General features: G+C 53.2%; 16 protein-coding genes and 1 pseudogene. 13 read left to right on the forward strand and 4 right to left on the reverse strand.

Annotated elements, in window-relative coordinates; all coding sequences use genetic code 11:
* Positions 1-314: 314 nt before the first annotated feature.
* From pspD to tyrR, 4 genes are all read left to right on the forward strand, one after another.
* Positions 315-545, forward strand: a complete 231-nt coding sequence (gene pspD, locus HYQ67_RS21700) for a phage shock protein PspD (protein WP_202307719.1) — start codon at positions 315-317, stop codon at positions 543-545.
* A gap of 116 nt (positions 546-661) precedes the next feature.
* Entirely contained in the window at positions 662-2,059 is a 1,398-nt protein-coding gene (locus HYQ67_RS21705) for a YcjX family GTP-binding protein (RefSeq protein WP_202307721.1), read from the forward strand.
* Positions 2,056-3,120 carry a YcjF family protein gene (locus tag HYQ67_RS21710; RefSeq protein ID WP_202307730.1) on the forward strand — a complete coding sequence of 355 codons (1,065 nt, stop codon included), beginning with the start codon at positions 2,056-2,058 and terminating at the stop codon, positions 3,118-3,120. Before HYQ67_RS21705 ends, HYQ67_RS21710 begins: the two co-directional genes overlap by 4 nt.
* Before the next feature lie 179 nt (positions 3,121-3,299).
* Complete coding sequence (gene tyrR, locus HYQ67_RS21715; RefSeq protein ID WP_202307732.1) at positions 3,300-4,862, forward strand: transcriptional regulator TyrR; 1,563 nt, start codon at positions 3,300-3,302, stop codon at positions 4,860-4,862.
* A gap of 51 nt (positions 4,863-4,913) precedes the next feature.
* Here tyrR and tpx read toward each other — a convergent pair whose 3' ends face one another.
* The gene (tpx, locus tag HYQ67_RS21720; RefSeq protein WP_202307734.1) at positions 4,914-5,420 is read right to left on the reverse strand and encodes a thiol peroxidase; all 507 of its coding nucleotides are present in this window, start codon (positions 5,418-5,420) and stop codon (positions 4,914-4,916) included.
* A gap of 138 nt (positions 5,421-5,558) precedes the next feature.
* On the opposite strand from tpx, the gene ycjG reads away from it, so the two are divergent.
* Positions 5,559-6,524: an L-Ala-D/L-Glu epimerase gene (gene ycjG, locus HYQ67_RS21725; protein ID WP_202307801.1), complete on the forward strand. Its 966-nt coding sequence runs from the start codon at positions 5,559-5,561 to the stop codon at positions 6,522-6,524.
* A gap of 1 nt (position 6,525) precedes the next feature.
* On the opposite strand, the gene mpaA is transcribed toward ycjG, so the two are convergent.
* Positions 6,526-7,233, reverse strand: a complete 708-nt coding sequence (gene mpaA / locus HYQ67_RS21730) for a murein tripeptide amidase MpaA (RefSeq protein ID WP_202307736.1) — start codon at positions 7,231-7,233, stop codon at positions 6,526-6,528.
* 248 nt (positions 7,234-7,481) lie between these two features.
* Between mpaA and HYQ67_RS21735 the strand changes: the two genes are divergently transcribed.
* The 4 genes from HYQ67_RS21735 (at position 7,482) to ynaL (ending at position 10,968) form a co-directional block, all read left to right on the forward strand.
* On the forward strand, positions 7,482-9,101 hold the full coding sequence (locus tag HYQ67_RS21735) for a peptide ABC transporter substrate-binding protein (RefSeq protein WP_202307738.1): 1,620 nt from the start codon (positions 7,482-7,484) through the stop codon (positions 9,099-9,101).
* A 66-nt stretch (positions 9,102-9,167) separates the two neighbouring features.
* The gene (locus HYQ67_RS21740) at positions 9,168-9,434 is read left to right on the forward strand and encodes a DksA/TraR family C4-type zinc finger protein (protein ID WP_202307740.1); all 267 of its coding nucleotides are present in this window, start codon (positions 9,168-9,170) and stop codon (positions 9,432-9,434) included.
* 119 nt (positions 9,435-9,553) lie between these two features.
* Positions 9,554-10,537: a zinc transporter ZntB gene (gene zntB, locus HYQ67_RS21745; protein ID WP_202307742.1), complete on the forward strand. Its 984-nt coding sequence runs from the start codon at positions 9,554-9,556 to the stop codon at positions 10,535-10,537.
* Positions 10,538-10,836: 299 nt separating this feature from the next.
* The gene (gene ynaL, locus HYQ67_RS24225) at positions 10,837-10,968 is read left to right on the forward strand and encodes a proline-rich small protein YnaL (RefSeq protein WP_489146065.1); all 132 of its coding nucleotides are present in this window, start codon (positions 10,837-10,839) and stop codon (positions 10,966-10,968) included.
* 36 nt (positions 10,969-11,004) lie between these two features.
* Here the strand turns inward: ynaL and ttcA are convergent, their stop codons facing one another.
* Together ttcA and HYQ67_RS21755 are read right to left on the reverse strand one after the other, a co-directional pair.
* Complete coding sequence (gene ttcA, locus HYQ67_RS21750; RefSeq protein WP_202307753.1) at positions 11,005-11,940, reverse strand: tRNA 2-thiocytidine(32) synthetase TtcA; 936 nt, start codon at positions 11,938-11,940, stop codon at positions 11,005-11,007.
* A 96-nt stretch (positions 11,941-12,036) separates the two neighbouring features.
* A pseudogene (locus HYQ67_RS21755) lies at positions 12,037-12,492 on the reverse strand (tyrosine-type recombinase/integrase); the annotation flags it as partial.
* A 1,117-nt stretch (positions 12,493-13,609) separates the two neighbouring features.
* On the opposite strand from HYQ67_RS21755, the gene HYQ67_RS21760 reads away from it, so the two are divergent.
* The 4 genes from HYQ67_RS21760 (at position 13,610) to HYQ67_RS21775 (ending at position 20,007) form a co-directional block, all read left to right on the forward strand.
* On the forward strand, positions 13,610-16,630 hold the full coding sequence (locus HYQ67_RS21760) for an Ig-like domain-containing protein (RefSeq protein ID WP_202307755.1): 3,021 nt from the start codon (positions 13,610-13,612) through the stop codon (positions 16,628-16,630).
* 423 nt (positions 16,631-17,053) lie between these two features.
* Entirely contained in the window at positions 17,054-17,425 is a 372-nt protein-coding gene (locus tag HYQ67_RS21765) for an MliC family protein (RefSeq protein ID WP_202307765.1), read from the forward strand.
* Positions 17,426-18,124: 699 nt separating this feature from the next.
* The gene (locus HYQ67_RS21770; protein WP_202307767.1) at positions 18,125-18,370 is read left to right on the forward strand and encodes a hypothetical protein; all 246 of its coding nucleotides are present in this window, start codon (positions 18,125-18,127) and stop codon (positions 18,368-18,370) included.
* A gap of 458 nt (positions 18,371-18,828) precedes the next feature.
* Positions 18,829-20,007: a tyrosine-type recombinase/integrase gene (locus HYQ67_RS21775; RefSeq protein ID WP_202307777.1), complete on the forward strand. Its 1,179-nt coding sequence runs from the start codon at positions 18,829-18,831 to the stop codon at positions 20,005-20,007.
* Positions 20,008-20,073: the final 66 nt, after the last annotated feature.

Here is a 20,073-nt window from a genome sequence, read left to right on the forward strand (position 1 = left end):
AGAGTGAACATATTTTGTCTCCTTTCACCTGAGCCAACACGTCATTCCAGCCTTGTACATACGAAGTCAGAGCTTCTGGTTACCGTTCGGATTTTGAGTGACGTGAAAGGTGAAACGGAGGGCTTAAGCTACGAAGAAAGATCGGCGTCTTCAGGGCGGATACAAGCTTCCTCCGTTTCGTGTAACCGGTAGCTAACCAGCTACCGGTTCAAGATACAAGGGCGGATAAGCTAGCGCCATCCGCCACGCCGTAGCGGTGGATGGCACGTTGTTTATCCACCCTACGAAATTTCCACCCTGCGGAGAAAAAAACCATGACAACATTTCGTACAGCCAGCCAGAAAGCGAAGCCCGGCCTGAAAATTGCCGGCAAACTGGTTCTGCTGGTCGCTCTGCGCTATGGCCCGGCGGGTGTAGCGGGGTGGGCAGTTAAATCCGTAGCGCGCCGCCCGCTGAAAATGCTGCTGGCGCTGACCATCGAGCCGATGCTTGCACGCATGCTGCGTAAAGTTTCTGCTCGCTATAATGGGGGAGTGACAAAGTAGCATCCCTCCGCTGTTTATATTTCCTGCCTATTGATTCGCTATTTTCGAACCTTATTTATTACAATCAGTGAAGATACTTTCCCATTCGTTAAAAAATGGGCGCAACCAGGACGCATATGAACAGAATCAAGAATGAACTCAATGCGCTAGTGAACCGTGGCGTTGACCGGCATCTGCGCCTTGCGGTTACCGGGCTTAGCCGCAGCGGTAAGACGGCGTTTATCACCGCAATGGTTAACCAACTGCTCAGCGTCAACAACGGCGCACGCTTGCCAATGCTTGCCGCCGCGCGGGAAGAACGCCTGCTGGGAGTGAAACGCGTGCCCCAGCGCGACTTAGGCATACAGCGTTTTACCTATGATGAAGGCATGGCGCAGCTGTACGGGACCCCGCCGAGCTGGCCCACGCCAACCCGCGGCGTAAGCGAAATGCGCCTTGCGCTCCGCTATCGCTCTAACGATTCGCTGCTGCGCCACTTTAAAGATACCTCAACGCTGTATCTGGAAATCGTCGACTATCCGGGCGAATGGCTGCTGGATTTACCGATGCTGGCACAGGACTACCTGAGTTGGTCGCGGCAGATGACCGGCCTGCTTCAGGGGGACCGCGCCGAGTGGTCTGCCGAATGGCGCAGGCTTTGCGAAGGCCTGGATCCGCTGGCGCCCGCCGATGAAAACCGGCTGGGCGAAATTTCCCAGGCCTGGACGGACTATCTGCTGCGCTGCAAGCGCGAAGGCCTGCACTTCATCCAGCCGGGCCGCTTTGTGCTGCCGGGCGATATGGCCGGTGCGCCAGCGCTGCAGTTTTTCCCGTGGCCGGACGTTGACGGCTTCGGCGAATCTAAGCTCGCTCAGGCCGACAAATCCACCAACCTCGGCATGCTGCGTTCCCGCTTCGAGTATTACTGCGAAAAGGTGGTGAAAGGCTTCTATAAAAATTACTTCCTGCGCTTTGACCGGCAGATTGTGCTGGTGGACTGCCTGCAGCCGCTGAACAGCGGCCCGCAGGCCTTTAACGACATGCGCCTTGCCCTGACGCAGCTGATGCAAAGTTTCCAGTACGGCCAGCGTACACTATTCCGCAGGCTGTTCTCGCCGGTCATCGATAAGCTGCTGTTCGCGGCGACCAAGGCCGACCACGTCACGGTTGACCAGCACGCCAACATGGTTTCGCTGTTGCAGCAGCTGGTACAGGACGCCTGGCAAAATGCCGCGTTCGAGGGCATCGACCGGGAATGTATGGGCATTGCGTCGGTACAGGCTACGCAGAGTGGCCTCGTGGACGTGCAGGGAGAGCAAATCCCTGCGCTGCGCGGTCATCGCCTTGATGATGGCTCGCCGCTTACGGTCTATCCCGGCGAAGTTCCTTCACGCCTGCCCGGCAGCGCCTTCTGGGACAAGCAGGGCTTTAAATTTGAACAGTTCCGCCCGCAGGTCATGGATGTCGACCGGCCTCTGCCGCACATTCGCCTCGACGCGGCGCTGGAGTTTCTGATTGGAGATAAACTGCGATGAGCGAACCCTTAAAACCGCGTATCGATTTCGCACAGCCGCTGGAAGTGGAAAAAGATCCCGTTTACAAAAGTGCCCACGCCTTTAGCGAGCCGGAGGCCGAGAAGTTTACACCCGCGCTGGCAACCCTCGACGAAGTGGAAGAGGAGAGCCAGGCCGAGGCCGTTGTCGAAGCCGCGCTGCGCCCGAAACGCAGCATCTGGCGGCGCATGGTGATGGCAGGGCTGGGGCTGTTTGGCATCAGCGTGGTGGCGCAGGGCGTGCAGTGGACGCATAACGCCTTTGTAACCCAGGACTGGATCGCGCTGGGGGGAGGCGTCGCGGGCGGGTTGATCATCGCCGCAGGCGTGGGTTCCGTTGCCACCGAGTGGCGTCGTTTGTGGCGGCTGCGTCAGCGGGCAGAAGAGCGTGACGAGGCGCGGGAGTTAATGAACAGCCACGGGATCGGCAAAGGGAGGGCGTTCTGTGAAAAGTTAGCTCGCCAGGCCGGGCTCGATCAGGGCCATCCCGCGCTACAGCGCTGGTATGCGGCCATTCATGAAACGCATAACGACCGTGAAGTGATTGCGCTTTACGCCCAGCTGGTTCAGCCGGTACTCGATAATATGGCGCGCCGTGAAATCAGCCGCTCCGCAGCCGAGTCCACGCTGATGATTGCCGTTAGCCCGTTGGCGCTGGTGGACATGGCGTTTATTGCCTGGCGCAACCTGCGCCTGATTAACCGCATAGCGGCGCTGTACGGCATCGAACTGGGCTATTTCAGCCGAATCCGGCTGTTCCGGCTGGTGCTGCTGAATATCGCCTTTGCCGGAGCCAGCGAGCTGGTGCGTGAAGTGGGGATGGACTGGGTTGGGCAGGACATCGCCGCACGTCTGTCTGCCCGCGCAGCGCAGGGCATCGGAGCTGGACTGCTGACCGCCCGTCTTGGGATCAAGGCGATGGAGCTTTGCCGTCCGCTGCCGTGGATTGGAGAGGACAAGCCGCGCCTGGGGGACTTCCGCCGCCAGCTGCTGGTGCAGCTCAAAGAGACAATGACCAAAAAACCTGCCAATCCGCCTGCCTGACGTCGGATGATGCTGCGCTTATCCGGCCTAAGGTAAAATTTCGTGGGTGGATAAGCGCCAGCGTCATCCACCGTGTTTATCTGTCAACTTTTCTTCACACATCTCTTCTGAGCGGCCGGTATCTGGAGTATTATCACCGCATCCAATGATTCTGTTTACTGCGATAAAAGGTCACCTCCATGCGTCTGGAAGTTTTTTGTGAAGATCGCCTCGGTCTTACCCGCGAATTACTCGATCTGTTAGTCCTGCGTGGCATTGATCTGCGGGGGATTGAAATTGACCCTGTGGGGATCATTTACCTCAATTTTTCCACTCTTGAGTTCGACTCATTCAGCAGCCTGATGGCTGAGATTCGTCGAATCCCAGGCGTGAAGGATGTGCGCACCGTTTCGTGGATGCCATCCGAGCGTGAACATCGCGCGTTGAGCGCGCTGCTGGAAGCGCTGCCAGAACCCGTGCTGTCGCTGGATATGAAGAGCAAGGTCGAGCTGGCGAACCCGGCAAGCTGCGCGCTGTTCGGGCAGGGTGAAGATAAACTGCGTAACCACAATGCGGCCAGCCTTATCAACGGCTTTAACTTTATGCGCTGGCTGGAAGGCGCGCCCGCGGATTCGCACACTGAACATGTCGTGATCAACGGACAAAACTTCCTGATGGAAATTACCCCGGTGCATCTGGACGGCGAAGATGGCAAATCGATGCTGGTGGGGGCGGTAGTGATGCTGCGCTCAACGGTGCGCATGGGCCGCCAGCTACAGAATATCTCCCAGGCGGATATCAGCGCGTTCAGCCAGATTGTTGCCGTCAGTCCTAAGATGCGCCACGTGGTAGAGCAGGCGCATAAGCTGGCGTTGCTGAATGCACCTTTACTGATTGTTGGCGATACCGGAACGGGCAAAGATCTGCTGGCTCACGCCTGCCATCTGGGCAGCCCACGTGCGCAGAAGCCGTATCTGGCGCTGAACTGCGGTTCGATGCCGGATGACGTTGTGGAAAGTGAACTCTTCGGCCACGCGCCGGGAGCCTATGCCAACGCCGTTGAAGGGAAAAAAGGCTTCTTTGAACAGGCCAACGGCGGCTCTGTGCTGCTGGATGAGATTGGCGAAATGTCGCCGCGTATGCAAACCAAGCTGCTGCGCTTCCTCAACGACGGCACTTTCCGTCGGGTGGGCGAAGAGCACGAGGTGCATGTAGACGTGCGGGTGATTTGCGCGACGCAAAAGAATCTGGTTGAGATGGTGCAGAAAGGCGAGTTCCGCGAAGATCTTTACTATCGCCTCAACGTGCTGACCCTTAACCTGCCGCCTTTGCGCGACCGCCCCCAGGACATCATGCCGCTGACGGAACTTTTCGTTGCGCGCTTCGCCGATGAACAGGGCGTGCCTCGTCCTAAACTTGCCAACGATCTCAGCAATGTGCTGACCCGCTACGGCTGGCCGGGCAACGTGCGTCAGTTGAAAAATGCTATTTACCGGGCGTTAACCCAGCTGGAAGGCTACGAACTGCGGCCACAGGACATCCTGCTGCCTGATTTCGATACGGCAAGTCTGGCGGTAGGGGAAGAGGCAATGGAGGGGTCGCTGGATGATATTTCGCGACGTTTCGAACGTTCCGTTCTGACTCAGCTTTACCGAACCTATCCAAGCACCCGTAAACTGGCTAAACGTCTCGGCGTTTCGCACACGGCGATTGCCAACAAACTGCGGGAATATGGTCTGAGCCAGCGTAAAACCGAAGAGTAAATCCTTCTTTGTCAGCAATCTAAAATGCCCCCGGAAGGGGGCATTCACACCTTAAGCCTTCAGGGCTTCCAGCGCAGCTGCGTAGTCAGGTTCGTTAGTGATTTCATTCACCAGCTCGCTGAACACGACTTCATCTTTTTCATTAAGCACAACCACTGCACGCGCGGTCAGGCCTTTCAGCGCACCTTCAGAGATAGCCACACCGTAATCCTGCTGGAACGCTGGGTTACGCAGGGTGGAAAGGGTGATAACGTTGCTCAGGCCTTCAGCGCCGCAGAAGCGGGACTGGGCGAATGGCAGATCGGCGGAAACACACAGCACAACGGTGTTTTCCAGCTCGGTTGCCAGCTGATTGAATTTACGCACGGACGCCGCGCAAACGCCGGTATCGATGCTTGGGAAAATGTTTAGCACTTTACGTTTGCCTGCAAACTGGCTCAGCGTAACGTCAGTCAGATCTTTTGCGACCAGTGAAAAAGCCGCTGCTTTGTTACCAGCCTGAGGGATTTGACCTGCAACCGTAACCGGGTTGCCCTGGAAATGAACGATTTGTGACATGTTTAATTTTCCTGTTTACATATAATTAACGCCGCAAGCAGTGTATTCCAGGATTTAGCTTATGAATATAAAAAACTGATACTGCACGCAAAAGTGTTCACTCCTATACTGAGCAAAACTGCCGCAACAAGGTAAATGATGAGAAAAGTTAAGGTTTATCAGGAAGCATGGCCCCTGCATACCCCGTTTGTTATCTCACGGGGCACGCGCAGCGAAGCTGTTGTGGTAGTCGTGGAGCTTGAAGAAGATGGCGTGAAGGGCGTGGGAGAATGCACACCCTATCCCCGTTACGGAGAGAGTGACGCCTCTGTACTGGCGCAAATCACCACTATTATTCCCCAGTTAGAGCAGGGGATGACTCGCGAAGCGTTGCAGCAGGCGTTGCCCGCTGGGGCCGCTCGAAACGCCGTCGATAGCGCATTGTGGGATCTTGAAGCCCGCAGTAAAGGAACCTCTGTCTCCCATCTTGCCGAGGTGGAACTCCCGGAAATGGTCACTACCGCTCAGACCGTGGGTATCGCGCCACCGGAACAAATGGCCGCTGCCGCCGCGTTGCTGTGGCAGAAAGGGGCAAGGCTGCTGAAGGTCAAACTCGACGACAGGCTGATTACCGAGCGCATGGTTGCTATTCGCTCGGCGGTGCCGGAAGCCATTTTGATTGTGGATGCCAATGAGGCCTGGAAAAGTGAAGGTTTAGCCGCACGTTGTCAGCTGCTGGCCGACCTGAATGTCGCGATGCTGGAACAGCCGTTGCCCGCCAGCGAGGACAGTTCGCTGGCAAACTTTATTCACCCGTTACCCATTTGCGCCGATGAAAGCTGCCACACCAGGGAAAGCCTGGCGGCACTGAAAGGGCGTTATGACATGGTTAACGTGAAGCTGGATAAAACCGGCGGTTTAACCGAGGCGCTGGCGTTGACGCAGGCGGCAAGGGAGCAGGGCTTTGATGTCATGCTGGGCTGTATGCTTTGTACTTCCCGCGCCATCGCCGCTGCGTTGCCGCTGGCGGCGAAGGTACGGTTTGCCGATCTGGACGGGCCAACCTGGCTTGCGGTAGACGTCGAACCGGCGCTGCATTTCGAAACGGGTAGGCTCTACCCCTGATTTACCGATCCCGGTGCAGCAGGCCCATCATGGCATCCAGATAGCGCTCGCTGGCCTCATCCGCAGAAATGGGAGGAAACTCTGCGGTAATACACGGCAGGTTCAAATCGGCACACCAGCTGCCGAAGGAGCCTGGCGTTTCATAGCCAACGCTTGTGACCAGGGGCAAGCCAAAGGCATCAGCCAGCCAGCTGCCCAAAGGGGAGTTATCAGGATCTTCTATGCAGCCCAGGGGGTCGTGAAACGAAACCACCCACGCGGGTTTGATCGTATGAATAAGCTGGCAAAGTGCCGCGGTTTCTGGCTCCGAGCCAGGCTTCTCCCCGGTAGACAGCACCACATCTCGCTCGTCTGCACTGCTGTTCCAGCGGTAGACCGTCTCACCTGATTTCCAGTTTGCAGAGGGGAAATTGCGGTTGAGGTCAACGCCGTTAGCATTGGCACGTAACCCCAGCTGGCACCCGTCCGGGTTCACCGCAAGCACGACATGGTGGCGGCGGTACTTTGGTTCCAGCGTGCGTAAGGCGCAGGAGAGGGTGACCATTGCGGCATTTTCATCGCCATGCGTTCCGGCAATGATCAACCCGCTGCGAGTTTCGCCAGGGCTTGCAGGAAACCACAGCAGAGGCGCACCGAATACCGATTTACCGTAGCGTTCGCTGCCTTTAGGCAGATGGCCCCGTTGTGGGCGAGGGCGGTGACCTGGCATAGCTGTCCTTAATCATGATTAAAGTGGTGATTGACCAGTAATAGCAGTGTTTTCACAAAATCTCATCAAAAACAACTGGCTGCCAGGTCGAAACGAGGATTCTTTCACCTCTTCGGCTGGCAATAATACCGCCTGGCAGACTTAAATGACGATGCACGGTTGCATAAAAGCATGTAGTTTGCTTTTCTTATCGGCAAAACAAGCAATTGCGCGACCTGAGCGCCTCAAACACTCCTTAAGGGTAACGGATGAAAACAACGTTTCGTATTACCTGCTGCGCGCTGGCTGTCGCGTGCACTTTTTCTACCGCCTGGGCCGCTGATGTTCCGGCAGGGGCAAAACTGGCACCTGATCAGGAGCTGGTACGCCATATTAAAGATGAACCGGCCTCACTGGATCCGGTGAAGGCGGTTGGGTTGCCAGAAATTCAGGTGATCCGCGATCTGTTCGAGGGGTTGGTTAACCAAAATGAAAAAGGGGAGCTGGTGCCGGGCGTGGCCACAAAATGGCAAAGTAATGACAACCGCACATGGACCTTTACCCTGCGTGATAATGCCCGCTGGTCTGACGGGAGCGCCCTGACAGCGCAGGATTTTGTTTACAGCTGGCAGCGCCTTGTCGATCCTAAGAACACCTCTCCCTTTGCCTGGTTTGCCGCCCTTGCAGGCGTCACCAATGCGCAGGCAATTATCGACGGTAAAATGCCGGCGAATAAGCTGGGCGTGACCGCCGTTGATGCAAAGACACTTCGTATTCAGCTTGATAAGCCAGTTCCTTACTTCCCGAGCCTGACGGCAAACTTCTCGCTTTATCCGGTCCCCAAAGCCGTCGTTGAAAAATTTGGCCAGGACTGGACCAAACCAGGCAATCTGGTGGGTAACGGAGCTTTTATGCTCAGCGAACGGGTGGTCAACGAAAAGCTGGTTGTGGTACCGAATACCCAATACTGGGATAACGCAAAGACGGTGCTGACGAAAGTCACCTTTGTGCCGATTAACCAGGAAACGGCTGCCACCAAGCGCTATCTTGCCGGCGATATTGATATCACTGAATCTTTCCCGAAAGTGATGTACCACAAGCTGCTCAAAGAGATCCCGGGGCAGGTGTATACGCCGCCGCAGCTGGGCACCTATTACTACGCGTTTAATACTCAGAAAGGGCCAACGGCAGATCGGCGGGTTCGCGTGGCGTTAAGCATGACTATCGACCGCCGCATTATGGCGGAAAAGGTGTTGGGAACGGGCGAGAAACCAGCCTGGCGCTTCACGCCGGACGTCACGGCAGGCTTTAAGCCGGAACCTTCACCGTTTGAACAAATGAGCCAGGAAGAGGCCAACGCGCAGGCCAAAACGCTGCTTCAGGCTGCGGGCTACGGCCCGAACAAGCCGCTGCATTTAACCTTGCTGTACAACACATCAGAGAATCACCAAAAAATTGCAATCGCGGTGGCCTCGATGTGGAAGAAGAACCTCGGTGTTGACGTCAAACTGAAAAACCAGGAATGGAAAACGTATATCGATAGCCGTAATACCGGTGATTTCGACGTGATCCGTGCCTCCTGGGTTGGAGATTACAATGAGCCATCGACCTTCCTTTCCTTGCTGACAGCGTCCCACAGCGGAAATATTTCACGCTTTAACTCCCCGGCTTACGACAAGCTGCTTACCCAGGCAAGCAAGGAGGTGACCGATGAGGCGCGGAATAAAGATTACAACCAGGCGGAGAGAATCATCCAGGAACAGGCGCCTATTGCCCCTATCTATCAATATACCAACGGGCGTCTGATTAAACCGTGGCTCAAGGGTTATCCGATTAACAACCCGGAAGACGTGGCGTACAGCCGCACGATGTATCTCCTGGCGCACTAACCACGTCCAGGCCTGCCCGCAGGTGCTACTATCAATACTGACGATGCAAACTTTCGGAGGTGAGATATGGCATCCGGGTGGGCAAATGATGATGCGGTGCAGGAGCAAATCGACAGCACCATAGATGACGCAATTGCCAGGGCGCGCAGCGAGCTGCCAAAGGGGGAAAGCCTGCAGGACTGTGAAGAGTGCGGGGCTAAAATTCCGCAGGCCCGACGCAAGGCGATTCCAGGCGTACGGCTTTGTGTGACATGTCAGCAAGAGGAAGATGCCCGAAAAGCAACTTTCTCGGGCTACAATCGTCGAGGTTCGAAAGACAGCCAGCTACGTTAACTCCTCGATCCAGATACCCTAACTTTCCCTGTTAATTCAGAGCGATTGCCAACATGGCTGTTGAATAACTAACGAAGATGGCTAGACTGGCAGCAGAGTTTTTGGCTGGAGAGAAAGCAGTGGATGTAATTAAAGGAGCCGAGATTCAGGTACCGGACGCCGTCTTTGCCTGGCAGCTGGACGGCTGTGGCGGCGTTAAAGCTGTCGAAAATGATACTATCATCGACAGCGAGCATCCATGCTGGCTGCACCTGAACTACACCAATCGCGACAGCGCCGAATGGCTGGAAAAAACGCCGCTGTTGCCTAACTACGTGCGCGATGCACTGTCCGGTGAAAGTTTGCGTCCCCGGGTATCGCGGGTGGGTGAGGGAACGCTCATCACCCTACGCTGCATCAACGGCAGCACCGATGAGCGCCCGGACCAGCTGGTGGCCATGCGGCTGTACATGGACGAGCGGCTTATCGTTTCTACCAGGCAGAGGCAGGTGCTGGCGCTGGACGATGTGGTGAACGATCTGAACGAAGGCACCGGGCCAACGGACTGCGGCAGCTGGCTGGTGGACGTCTGCGACGCGCTGACCGACCACGCGAGCGAATTTATCGAACAGCTGCACGACAAAATCATCGACCTTGAAGATAACCTGCTCGATCAGCAGATCCCGCCGCGCGGTTTCCTTGCGCTGCTGCGCAAACAGCTGATAGTTATGCGTCGCTATATGGCGCCGCAGCGTGATGTCTATGCGCGCCTTTCCAGCGAGCGTCTGCCGTGGATGACCGACGACCATCGCCGTCGCATGCAGGACATTTCTGACCGGCTTGGGCGCGGGCTCGATGAAATCGACTCCTGTATTGCCCGTACGGCCATAATGACCGACGAAATCTCGACGGTGATGCAGGAGGCCATGGGGCGCCGCACCTACACCATGTCGCTGATGGCGATGGTCTTTTTACCCAGCACCTTCCTGACCGGCCTGTTTGGCGTCAACCTTGGCGGCATCCCCGGTGGCGAATGGCATTTTGGTTTCAGCCTGTTCTGCATAATGTTGGTGGTTCTGATTGGTGGTGTTGCCTGGTGGTTACATCGCAGTAAATGGTTGTAAAAATTAAAATTGTTAGCGCAGCACAGGGCAGAAAATGCGGTCTAAATTGAGCGAAGTCAATAAATCACCGGCCGGAGAGGTGCAAACTCTCTCTTGCAGGTGAATGCAACGTCAAGCGATGGGCGTTGCGCTCCATATTGTCTTACTTCCTTTTTTTAGAATTACTGCATAGCACAATTGATTCGTACGACGCCGGCTTTGATAGTCGGCTTTTTTTTGTCTGCTGCCCTATCCTGAATAGCGTTGTCTATGCTTAAAGGGAGACACAACAGGAGGCAAAGATGAACGAACATCGCGGCATGTTGATGAGTGACCCCGTACCCACCGATCCGGTGCCCGTACCAGACCCGATCCCAAGGCCGCAGCCGATCCCCGACCCACCGGTGGATCCTGACCCAAGGCCGATTATCGATCCGCCACCGCATATGTAAAAATTTCCCTCTCCAGAACGGAGAGGGAGAGTGTGCTTATTTGATTTCCAGCACGTCAAGACGCTGCAACGGCGCTTCGCTGTCGTCTTCTTCTGGCTGCCAGCCTGCGGGCTGCATCGGCAGCTCTTCGCGGTCAAAGGCCAGATCCCCACCGGCAACCACTTCCGCACCGTGCTTCAGCCCTTTAAAGTCAAACAGCTCGGTGTCGCACAGGTGAGAAGGGACAACATTCTGCATTGCGCTGAACATCGTCTCGATACGGCCCGGATAGCGTTTATCCCAGTCACGCAGCATCTCGCCAATGACCTGACGTTGCAGATTAGGCTGCGAGCCGCAGAGGTTACATGGAATAATGGGATATTCGCGAGCAATGGCAAAACGCTCAATATCTTTCTCGCGGCAGTAGGCAAGAGGGCGGATGACGATATGCTTCCCGTCGTCGCTCATCAGCTTCGGCGGCATGCCTTTCATCTTGCCGCCGTAGAACATGTTCAGGAACAGCGTCTGGAGAATATCATCCCGGTGATGCCCCAGGGCGATTTTAGTCGCGCCAAGTTCGGTTGCGGTACGGTACAAAATGCCGCGGCGCAGACGTGAGCAGAGTGAGCAGGTCGTTTTCCCTTCCGGGATCTTTTCTTTGACGATGCCGTAGGTATTCTCTTCGACAATCTTGTACTCAACGCCGATGCTGTCCAGATAAGCGGGCAAGATATGCTCCGGGAAGCCAGGCTGTTTCTGGTCAAGGTTTACCGCGATCAGGCTGAAGTTAATCGGCGCGCTCTGCTGCAGATTGCGCAGGATTTCCAGCATGGTGTAGCTGTCTTTACCGCCGGAGAGGCAGACCATGATACGGTCGCCTTCTTCAATCATGTTGTAATCCGCGATCGCTTCACCGACGTTACGGCGAAGACGTTTCTGTAATTTGTTAAGGTTGTACTGCTCTTTCTTTGTATCTTTATGAATTTCTTGCATTTAATCGACACTCTAACTCTAAAAGGGGCACCAGAGGGACATGGCGTGCTACAAAGCGAGTTTAGCGTTCAGCATGCTGATCTGCTCGCTGTTCATTTATTCTATCCATGTAGCGTATATCTCAAACACCATTTGCGCGTTTTCGTGCCCCATCTGATTCGCTATAAATGATGGGTTCGCACCGGCAGACAACATCCAGCATGCGTAGGTGTGTCGCGTATGGTACGGATTGCGGCGGCGAATACCAGCACGTTTTACTGCAGCGTTCCATCCGGTTCCGATTGATGAAAGGGCGTAGTAAGGTTTTTGCCTGCCTTTGGCCGGACGAGGCATGAAAACAAAGTGTAGATTTTGTGTCTCGGTCAGTCTGTATTCGCGATGGTGGAACGTAATTTCTACCCTCGGGAAAAGAGAAGTAATTTCTCTTTGAGCTTTCAGCGCCTCCAGCGCGGGCGCAAGCAAAGTTATAATTCGTATACCCGCCTGTGTTTTTGGCGGTCCAGATTGCCCAATGACAGTTAAATTTCTGCGGATGTTAACTGTGCCAGCCTGGCTCAGGTGGTTCCGGGGCGCTGACGTATGAAGTTCCGGCCGCAGGTGGCGCAGGGGCGGTGATGGGCCGATCGTTATCTGGGAATACTCATAAAATAAAAAAAAGCCGCCTCACGGGAGTAGCGGCGGCTGAACGTGCAAGAAATTTGTTTCTAATTAAAATAGGTACGCGACGCACTTTAATATCTTTAATGAATCCTGGCCAGACAGATAAATTTAAGTTTTGTTGTTTAAAATTTAGAACGAGGGATGGCTGGGTTGATGATGGTCTGCCTGAAGTGTGGGGTTTGACGTGATTAGTGACCTGTATGGCTCCGGGACGCTGATGTATGAAGACCCCGTAGCGGGGAGCAGATGGTGATAGGGTGATTATTGCCCGAATACTCATTAGGTGAAAAAAAACCGCCTTTACGGCGGCCGGAAATAATTGTACGTCTTTATTATAATAACTGCCCCAATAAAGAATAATGCCATCGAACTCTATCATCGGGGATGGGGTGTGTCATCTTCATCTTCGGCAGTGGTCATGAAATTCATTTTTCTGATAATTAATGTGCTATCCGTGAGCAATAAAAATAATGTGTACAAGTTGCTGTCTCTGGAAAGCATATCCGGCGTGAATTGCTTAAACTCTGCTCTGAGCAGGGCTGCGTATTTTAATCCAGGATAAGCGCATGAGCTGTGAGTGTTTTAGCTGAACACTCAGAAAACCAGGCCGATGATACGCAGCGAGGCTGTTGCATCTGAGCACCGGGTGCATCACCTGTACCGCCAGCATCATCAAATTCCGTACCCAACAATTTAATCGGGAAAGATTCACGCTATACGGTTCCCATAACCATTATTCAGAAATCATCACTGCATTAAATGAAATTCGGCCTGTTAATCATATTGACCACAATGATGCCGCAGACTTCCCGCATTAAATGACAAGATTTTATTTTTCCTTTTTTTGTTTTTGATTTTGAAGGCGTTCCAGACGGAGAATACCCGAACTACACTGCCGTTTGATAATGACACCTCGTGATTCATTATCACCAATATTCAGCAGTGGAGTGGATTGACTTATTTTCTGGTGCTGAGCCTGCAAAAATATAGCTATGGAGAAATGGACACCATGTCTGATTCAGATAACAAAGATAAAAATGGAGTTGCTGCCGTCGGCAACGGAGACTTCACCTCCCTGATTACCATTGACAGTATTACCGACAATACCGGCCTGCAGCAGGGACCTGTATCAAATGGCGGGATGACCGATGACCTGCAGCCTACCCTGAGTGGATATGTCCCCTACGCTGACAGCGGCGGACTGATTGTTCGCGTCTATCTCAACAGCGTGCCGGTAGGCTCGGCTGTGGTACAACCTGGTGGTAACTGGACCTTCACACCTGATACCCCGCTGGCGGCTGACACCAGTAATTATTTCCAGGTCGTCCTGCTGGATCCCGGCGGTGGTTCACAGCTTCGTTTCTCCGACCCGTACTACATCAACACCACCGCCCCTGACCAGGACACCCCTATTAATGTGGTCCTTGATAATGTATCAGACAACGTGCAGGGCGGCATTACCGGCGCCCTGGTTAACGGCGATGTGACTAACGATGCACGCCCGGATCTCTCCGGCCATGCCTCCGCAGGCGCGACCGTGAATGTCTATGACAACAACGTCCTGATTGGCTCCACCACGGCTGCCGCTGACGGATCCTGGGCACTTACTCCGGCAGAAAATCTGGCTGACGGCACACATAACCTGAGCGTGACCGCCGTAAGTACCACAGGCGAAAGCGCTTCAACGGACGGCTTTACCCTGACCGTGGATACGCAGATCGCTGCCCCGGTGCTCACCGCCATTGTAGATAACGTGGGTGATTATCAGTCCGACGTACTCAATGACGGGAAAACGGATGACAAGCAGCCACTGTTGACCGGCACTGGCGAGCCGGGCAGCCACATTGCCATCACCATGTACGGCCCGCAGACCCAAAAAATCCACACTATTGCCACAGTCACCGTGGGTGAGGACGGCACCTGGAACTACCAGTTCACGGGCCGCCAGGCCATGCAGTCAGGGGACAACGTGTTCCATATCACGGGGACAGATGCCGCGGGTAACGTCCTGGCGGGTGAAGACTTCACCGTGCAACTGACCGGCAGTAATCAGGACGCCCCGGTCCCGGACGCACCGGTTATCACGACGGCCTATGACGATGTGGGCAGTTCACAGGGTTTTATCCACTCTGGAGCGACCACCGACGATACCGCGCCGCTACTGCAGGGTCAGGCAGAGGCAGGTAGCGTGGTGAAGGTTTACGATAACGGCGCCGTCATGGGCTCCACCACAGCGAACAGCAGCGGTAGCTGGAGTTACACCACGCCTGCACGCAGCGAAGGCAAGCACACCTTCACCGCCACCGCCACCGATGCGGCGGGCAACGCCAGCGGTAAGTCCGGTGATTTTGTGGTGAATATCGATGTACCGGACACCACCGCCCCGGCTGCACCGGTTATCACAAATGCCTATGACGACGTGGGTGTACAGAAAGGCGATGTGGCGAACGGTGACAAGACCGATGACAGCTTGCTGAAATTTTCTGGCACGGCGGAAGCTAACAGCCTGGTGACTATCAGTCACATAGTCGAAGGCTCGGGCAAAACCTATATTGATGGCACTGCTGTTTCCGATGCGACCGGCCACTGGACGTTCCAGATGAGCAACAGTTTTATTGGTTCGTCCGGTAACCGTAATTTTACGGCCACCGCAACTGATGCGGCAGGCAATAAAAGTCCGGCGAGTGACAGCTATGTAGTCAACTACGTTGGCAGTAATCAGGATGCGCCATATACCTCCGGCATTGAGCAGTTTGGTGATGCGACTAATGAGCACGGATATTCGTTCGTTACAGCTCAGGGAGTGGAAGTTACCAGCACTGTTGAAATGCTTATCGGCGGTGCACCACTTGGTCTCACTAATGGTCTCGGTGGAAACACCTATCTGCAAACATCCCGTAATGGCCTGGATGGAGAGGTGCATGTCACATTGCCTGGTGCTGCAAATACCGTCACCATTAGCGCCAGTTCAAATTTCGGAGACGGTAGTATTAATGCAGGAGCAGTGACATTTTACAACGCCGCAGGCAATGTCATCGAGGTCACATCTTTTTCCCATCCTACTTCCGGTCAGCAACTGACCTTAGATGTCATGACCGCTACTGCGGCCAATGGTGAAGCGATTGCCTCATTTACCATCCACGACGCCGCTTTTGTGGGTGGTGTAGAATGGGGCGCAGAATCGAGTCCGGTCTATACCTCCGGCATTGAGCAGTTTGGTGATGCGGCTAATGAGCACGGATATTCGTTCGTTACGGCCCAGGGAGTGGAAGTTACCAGCACTGTTGAAATGCTTATCAGCGGTGCACCACTTGATCTCACTAATGGTCTCGGTGGAAACACCTATCTGCAAACAACCCGTAATGGTCTGGATGGAGAGGTGCATATCACATTGCCTGGTGTTGCAAATACCGTCACCATTAGCGCCAGTTCAAATTTCGGAGACGGTAGTATTAATGCAGGAGCAGTGACATTTTACAATGCCGCAGGCAATGTCATCGAGGTCACATCTTCTACCCATCCTACTTCTGGTCAGCAACTGGCCTTAGATGTCATGACCGCTACTGCGGCCAATGGTGAAGCGATTGCCTCATTTACCATCCACGACGCCGTTTATGTGGGTGGTGTACAATGGGAGTCAGCCGCAACCACCACTTACTCTCTGCAGCAGGACATGAGTGATGTGAATACCGCGAATGGGGGTGATGATGCCATGTTGCTGTCAACGGTCGACGATAAAGCGCATATGGACATCACCGACCACAGCCAGAACACTCTTCAGCTCTCGCTGAACGATATTCTGAGTGAAGCCCATGACAACCTCTTTATCCAGGATGGCAATAAGCAGCTGGCGGTGACAGGTGATGCCGGTGATGTGGTTGAACTGAAGGTTGAAGACCTTGCGCATAATACCTGGCAGGATGCTGGTCAGGTCACAGCAGGCGGTGTTCAGTATGATGTTTATCAGCATGCTGGCAGTAACGTTGAGCTGCTGGTACAACAGGGCGTGGAGCTTCATCAGGTTTCATAATCTGTAACATCATTCCGATCCTTACAAATCCCCGGCTATGGTCGGGGATTTTTGTATAAGTGAATCAGTGCGGTTTAGCCGATACCCTGGAGCAGGTAGTGACGGAGGGGGAATATTAAAAAAAAGCCGCACCTGAGGGGGCTATGACGAAAAGAAGCCAGGTACAGAAGAAAAAAAGGGGCGTGGGATGCAAACAGGGGCATGAAAAGTGTCGCAATGCTGGCGTGTATGGTACGGGTTGGCGCGACGAATGCCAGCATGATTTGCATCCAGATTTCAGGTGACGGAAGGGCACAGCCTCTTTTTTCTTTCCCTTACAGTGCTATCGCAGAAAAAACGCATTTTTTACTAACAAGCTGATGACCTCGCTGAATTAACGTAGCGCATGATATTCATTTGAGTGGGAATTATTCAGGGTAGATTATGAGAAAAGCACTTATTATTTTATTTCCCGCACTTTTATCGGGCTGTAGCTATTACAATAATTACCTCGAGCAGTCACAGATAAAAAGGCTGGAGTATCACTGTGATGAAGCACCGCTTGTGGTACAACGAAACGATATGCGTCAGCAGGTTTCTCTGACTATCGATAATCAGCCTTTAACATTGAAACAAGGATTGTCAGCGGAAGGCGAGCGCTTTACTGACGGCGTTTATGTTTTTTGGGTGAAAGATGAAGACGCGAACGTCTACAGACATGACAGAATTGTTCTGCATAACTGCAAATTACAGCCGGTAAAAGAAACTTCGATATTTAATCGGGATATTTTCAGCTGGGCGAAGAAGGATGGATGAGGACATCAGCAGAATAGTATAAATCAGACTGTTGTAGCAGACGGGGCCTTTGAGGCCCCGTCAGACTGATGACAAACTCATACCGATTGAAATTCGAAAAAATCTCACTGAATAGATAACAAGGAAAATCAATTCATTGATTTTCGGCTGCTTGTGACAAAGAAGGAAAAACCACGCTTTTTCCTTCTTTGTCAGTCATCACACGGGGCCTTTGAGGCCCCATGAGATTGCTGTATGGCGGCGAGATGCTGAAGTCTTACATGCTGATTATGCGCGGAAATCCTTATCCTGAGATACCAGCACCTCACCATAATAAGAAAAAAAGCGCCAACGGACATTGGCGCCTGGGTCCAGTGACCCAAAAGAAACTGTCACCTGTAGAGCAACATGGCAATAATAATAAATTCCGCCCCTTTTTTCAGTAAGGTTTTAGTTTATAAATAAATGATTATTTCCCTGATGTAATATTTCAGACAGTGCCGGTTACGCCGCTGCATAACAGAGCATGCACAATATTAATTAGTCAATAAGCGGCTAAATTTAAATTTGCATGCGGAAACCATGCAGGAGGGGAGATATATTTGCTAACATATCGGTCATATTGTGCGCTTGCATACGGCTTGAACAATCCACCCGGCAATCATTCACTGCCAACAAAATCGGGCGGCGCAAATTCATACATTAATTACTGAGGTAGCTATGAAAAAAATTTTGGTTTCCGCTTTGCTGTCATGCTTTTTACTGACCACTTTTAGCGCTTATGCAACACGCAACAGCGATGAACGCCAGGAAGCACGTAACATCAAGCAGGATGCCCGCACTCAGGGACGTAGGGATAAGCAAGATTGTTTTGTAAACAATAACAAAAGCAACAATGACTGTCGGCAGGATAAGCGTGAAAACCGCCGCGATGGCCGTAACGACGCCCGGGATGCCCGCTGGTAGAATTATTTACATCTTAGTTGCCTTATTATTTGCATGGTTAATATGCCTTGTGTACTATGCACCGCCTGATCCTGCAGGCTGGGGCGTTAGCGCTGACAATTTTGGGTTGTCTGTTCGCTAAACTGTTCCAGCAAGGATCACAAACCGCCACTAGCTCATCGGGAAGAGCGACAACCAGGATGTTGTAGTACGGGGTTCGAGGCTCCGGTGGCGGACCACGAGGTCATCGTATAATGGCTATTACCTCAGCCTTCCAGGCTGATGATGCGGGTTCGATTCCCGCTGACCGCTCCACGATGTGTTATTTCCCCGTCTAGTAAAGTCTACAAATCCCAGCAATCACGCACCTCTAAGCACTTGTTCGTTGTTTTGACGTCTACTGATATCTATTGCAATCCACTCTCTTTTGGGGGTAGATATGGGGGTTCATAAATATACCCCAAGGAAGAGTACCCCCAATGAAGCTGACAGCCCGGCAAGTCGAGACCGCAAAGCCAAAAGATAAGTCGTATAAACTCTCTGATGGCGGAGGGCTATTCCTGTTGGTCAATACAAACGGCTCTCGATACTGGCGCTTGAAGTACCGGGTATCAGGAAAAGAGAAATTGCTATCCATTGGAGTTTATCCTGCAGTATCACTTGCCGATGCCAGAGCGAAGCGAGAAGAGGCAAGGCGCTTAATTGCAGCAGGTGGTGATCCGAGCCTGGAGAAGCAGCAGCAAAAACAGGAGAAGAAAGGAAACTCCCTTAACACGTTTGAGCTAATCACTCGCGAATGGTATCAGCGGCGCTATGACCAGTGGTCCGAGTCGTATCGGTCGGAAATGATGGCGACCTTTGAAAGTGATGTATTCCCGTATCTCGGCCACAGACCTATTAACGATATAAAGCCGCTTGAGTTGTTAGCTGTATTGACAAAGTTAGAGCAGCGGGGCGCTACAGAAAAAATGCGCAAGGTAAGACAGCGATGCGGTGAAGTATGGCGATACGCGATTGTTACAGGTAGAGCCGAATATAATCCAGCCCCAGATCTTGCTAGCGCAACAAAACCACATAAGCGTGAGCATTACCCACACCTATCGATTGATGAAATCCCTGGGTTTATGGCTGAGCTAAACGGCTACACTGGAAGCATGCAGATAAAACTCGCGTTGAAGCTGCTTATTCTTACCGGCACCCGGCCAGGGGAATTACGACAGGCGGAATGGCATGAATTTGATTTTGACAAATCTGTCTGGGAAATTCCTGCAGCTAAAATGAAAATGCGCCGCCCCCATCTTGTGCCTTTACCTAAACAGGCCATAGAAATCCTCAAACAAATCAAACCAATTTCTGGTCGTTATCAATTTGTCTTTCCTGGCAGGAGCCAACATACGAAGCCTATCAGTGAGATGGCTATGAACGTGCTAATTCGCCGCATTGGATACGGCGGCAGGGCAACGGGGCATGGCTTCCGTCACACGATGAGCACCATTCTTCACGAAGAAGGGTATAACACCGCCTGGATTGAGACACAGCTCGCTCACGTTGATAAGAACAGCATCAGGGGTACCTACAACCACGCACAGTACCTTGAAGGCCGTAGAGAGATGCTCCAGTGGTATGCCGACCATATGGACTCGCTTTCGGGCTTCTAGCTGCCAGCCAGAAGGTAAATTCCGTTTAATGATTTTCTCTTACGTGCGAGAAAAACAGGTCGGGTA

It is taken from the genome of Dryocola clanedunensis subsp. sulfonylureivorans (genome assembly GCF_016756775.1).
GTDB lineage: Bacteria > Pseudomonadota > Gammaproteobacteria > Enterobacterales > Enterobacteriaceae > Dryocola > Dryocola clanedunensis.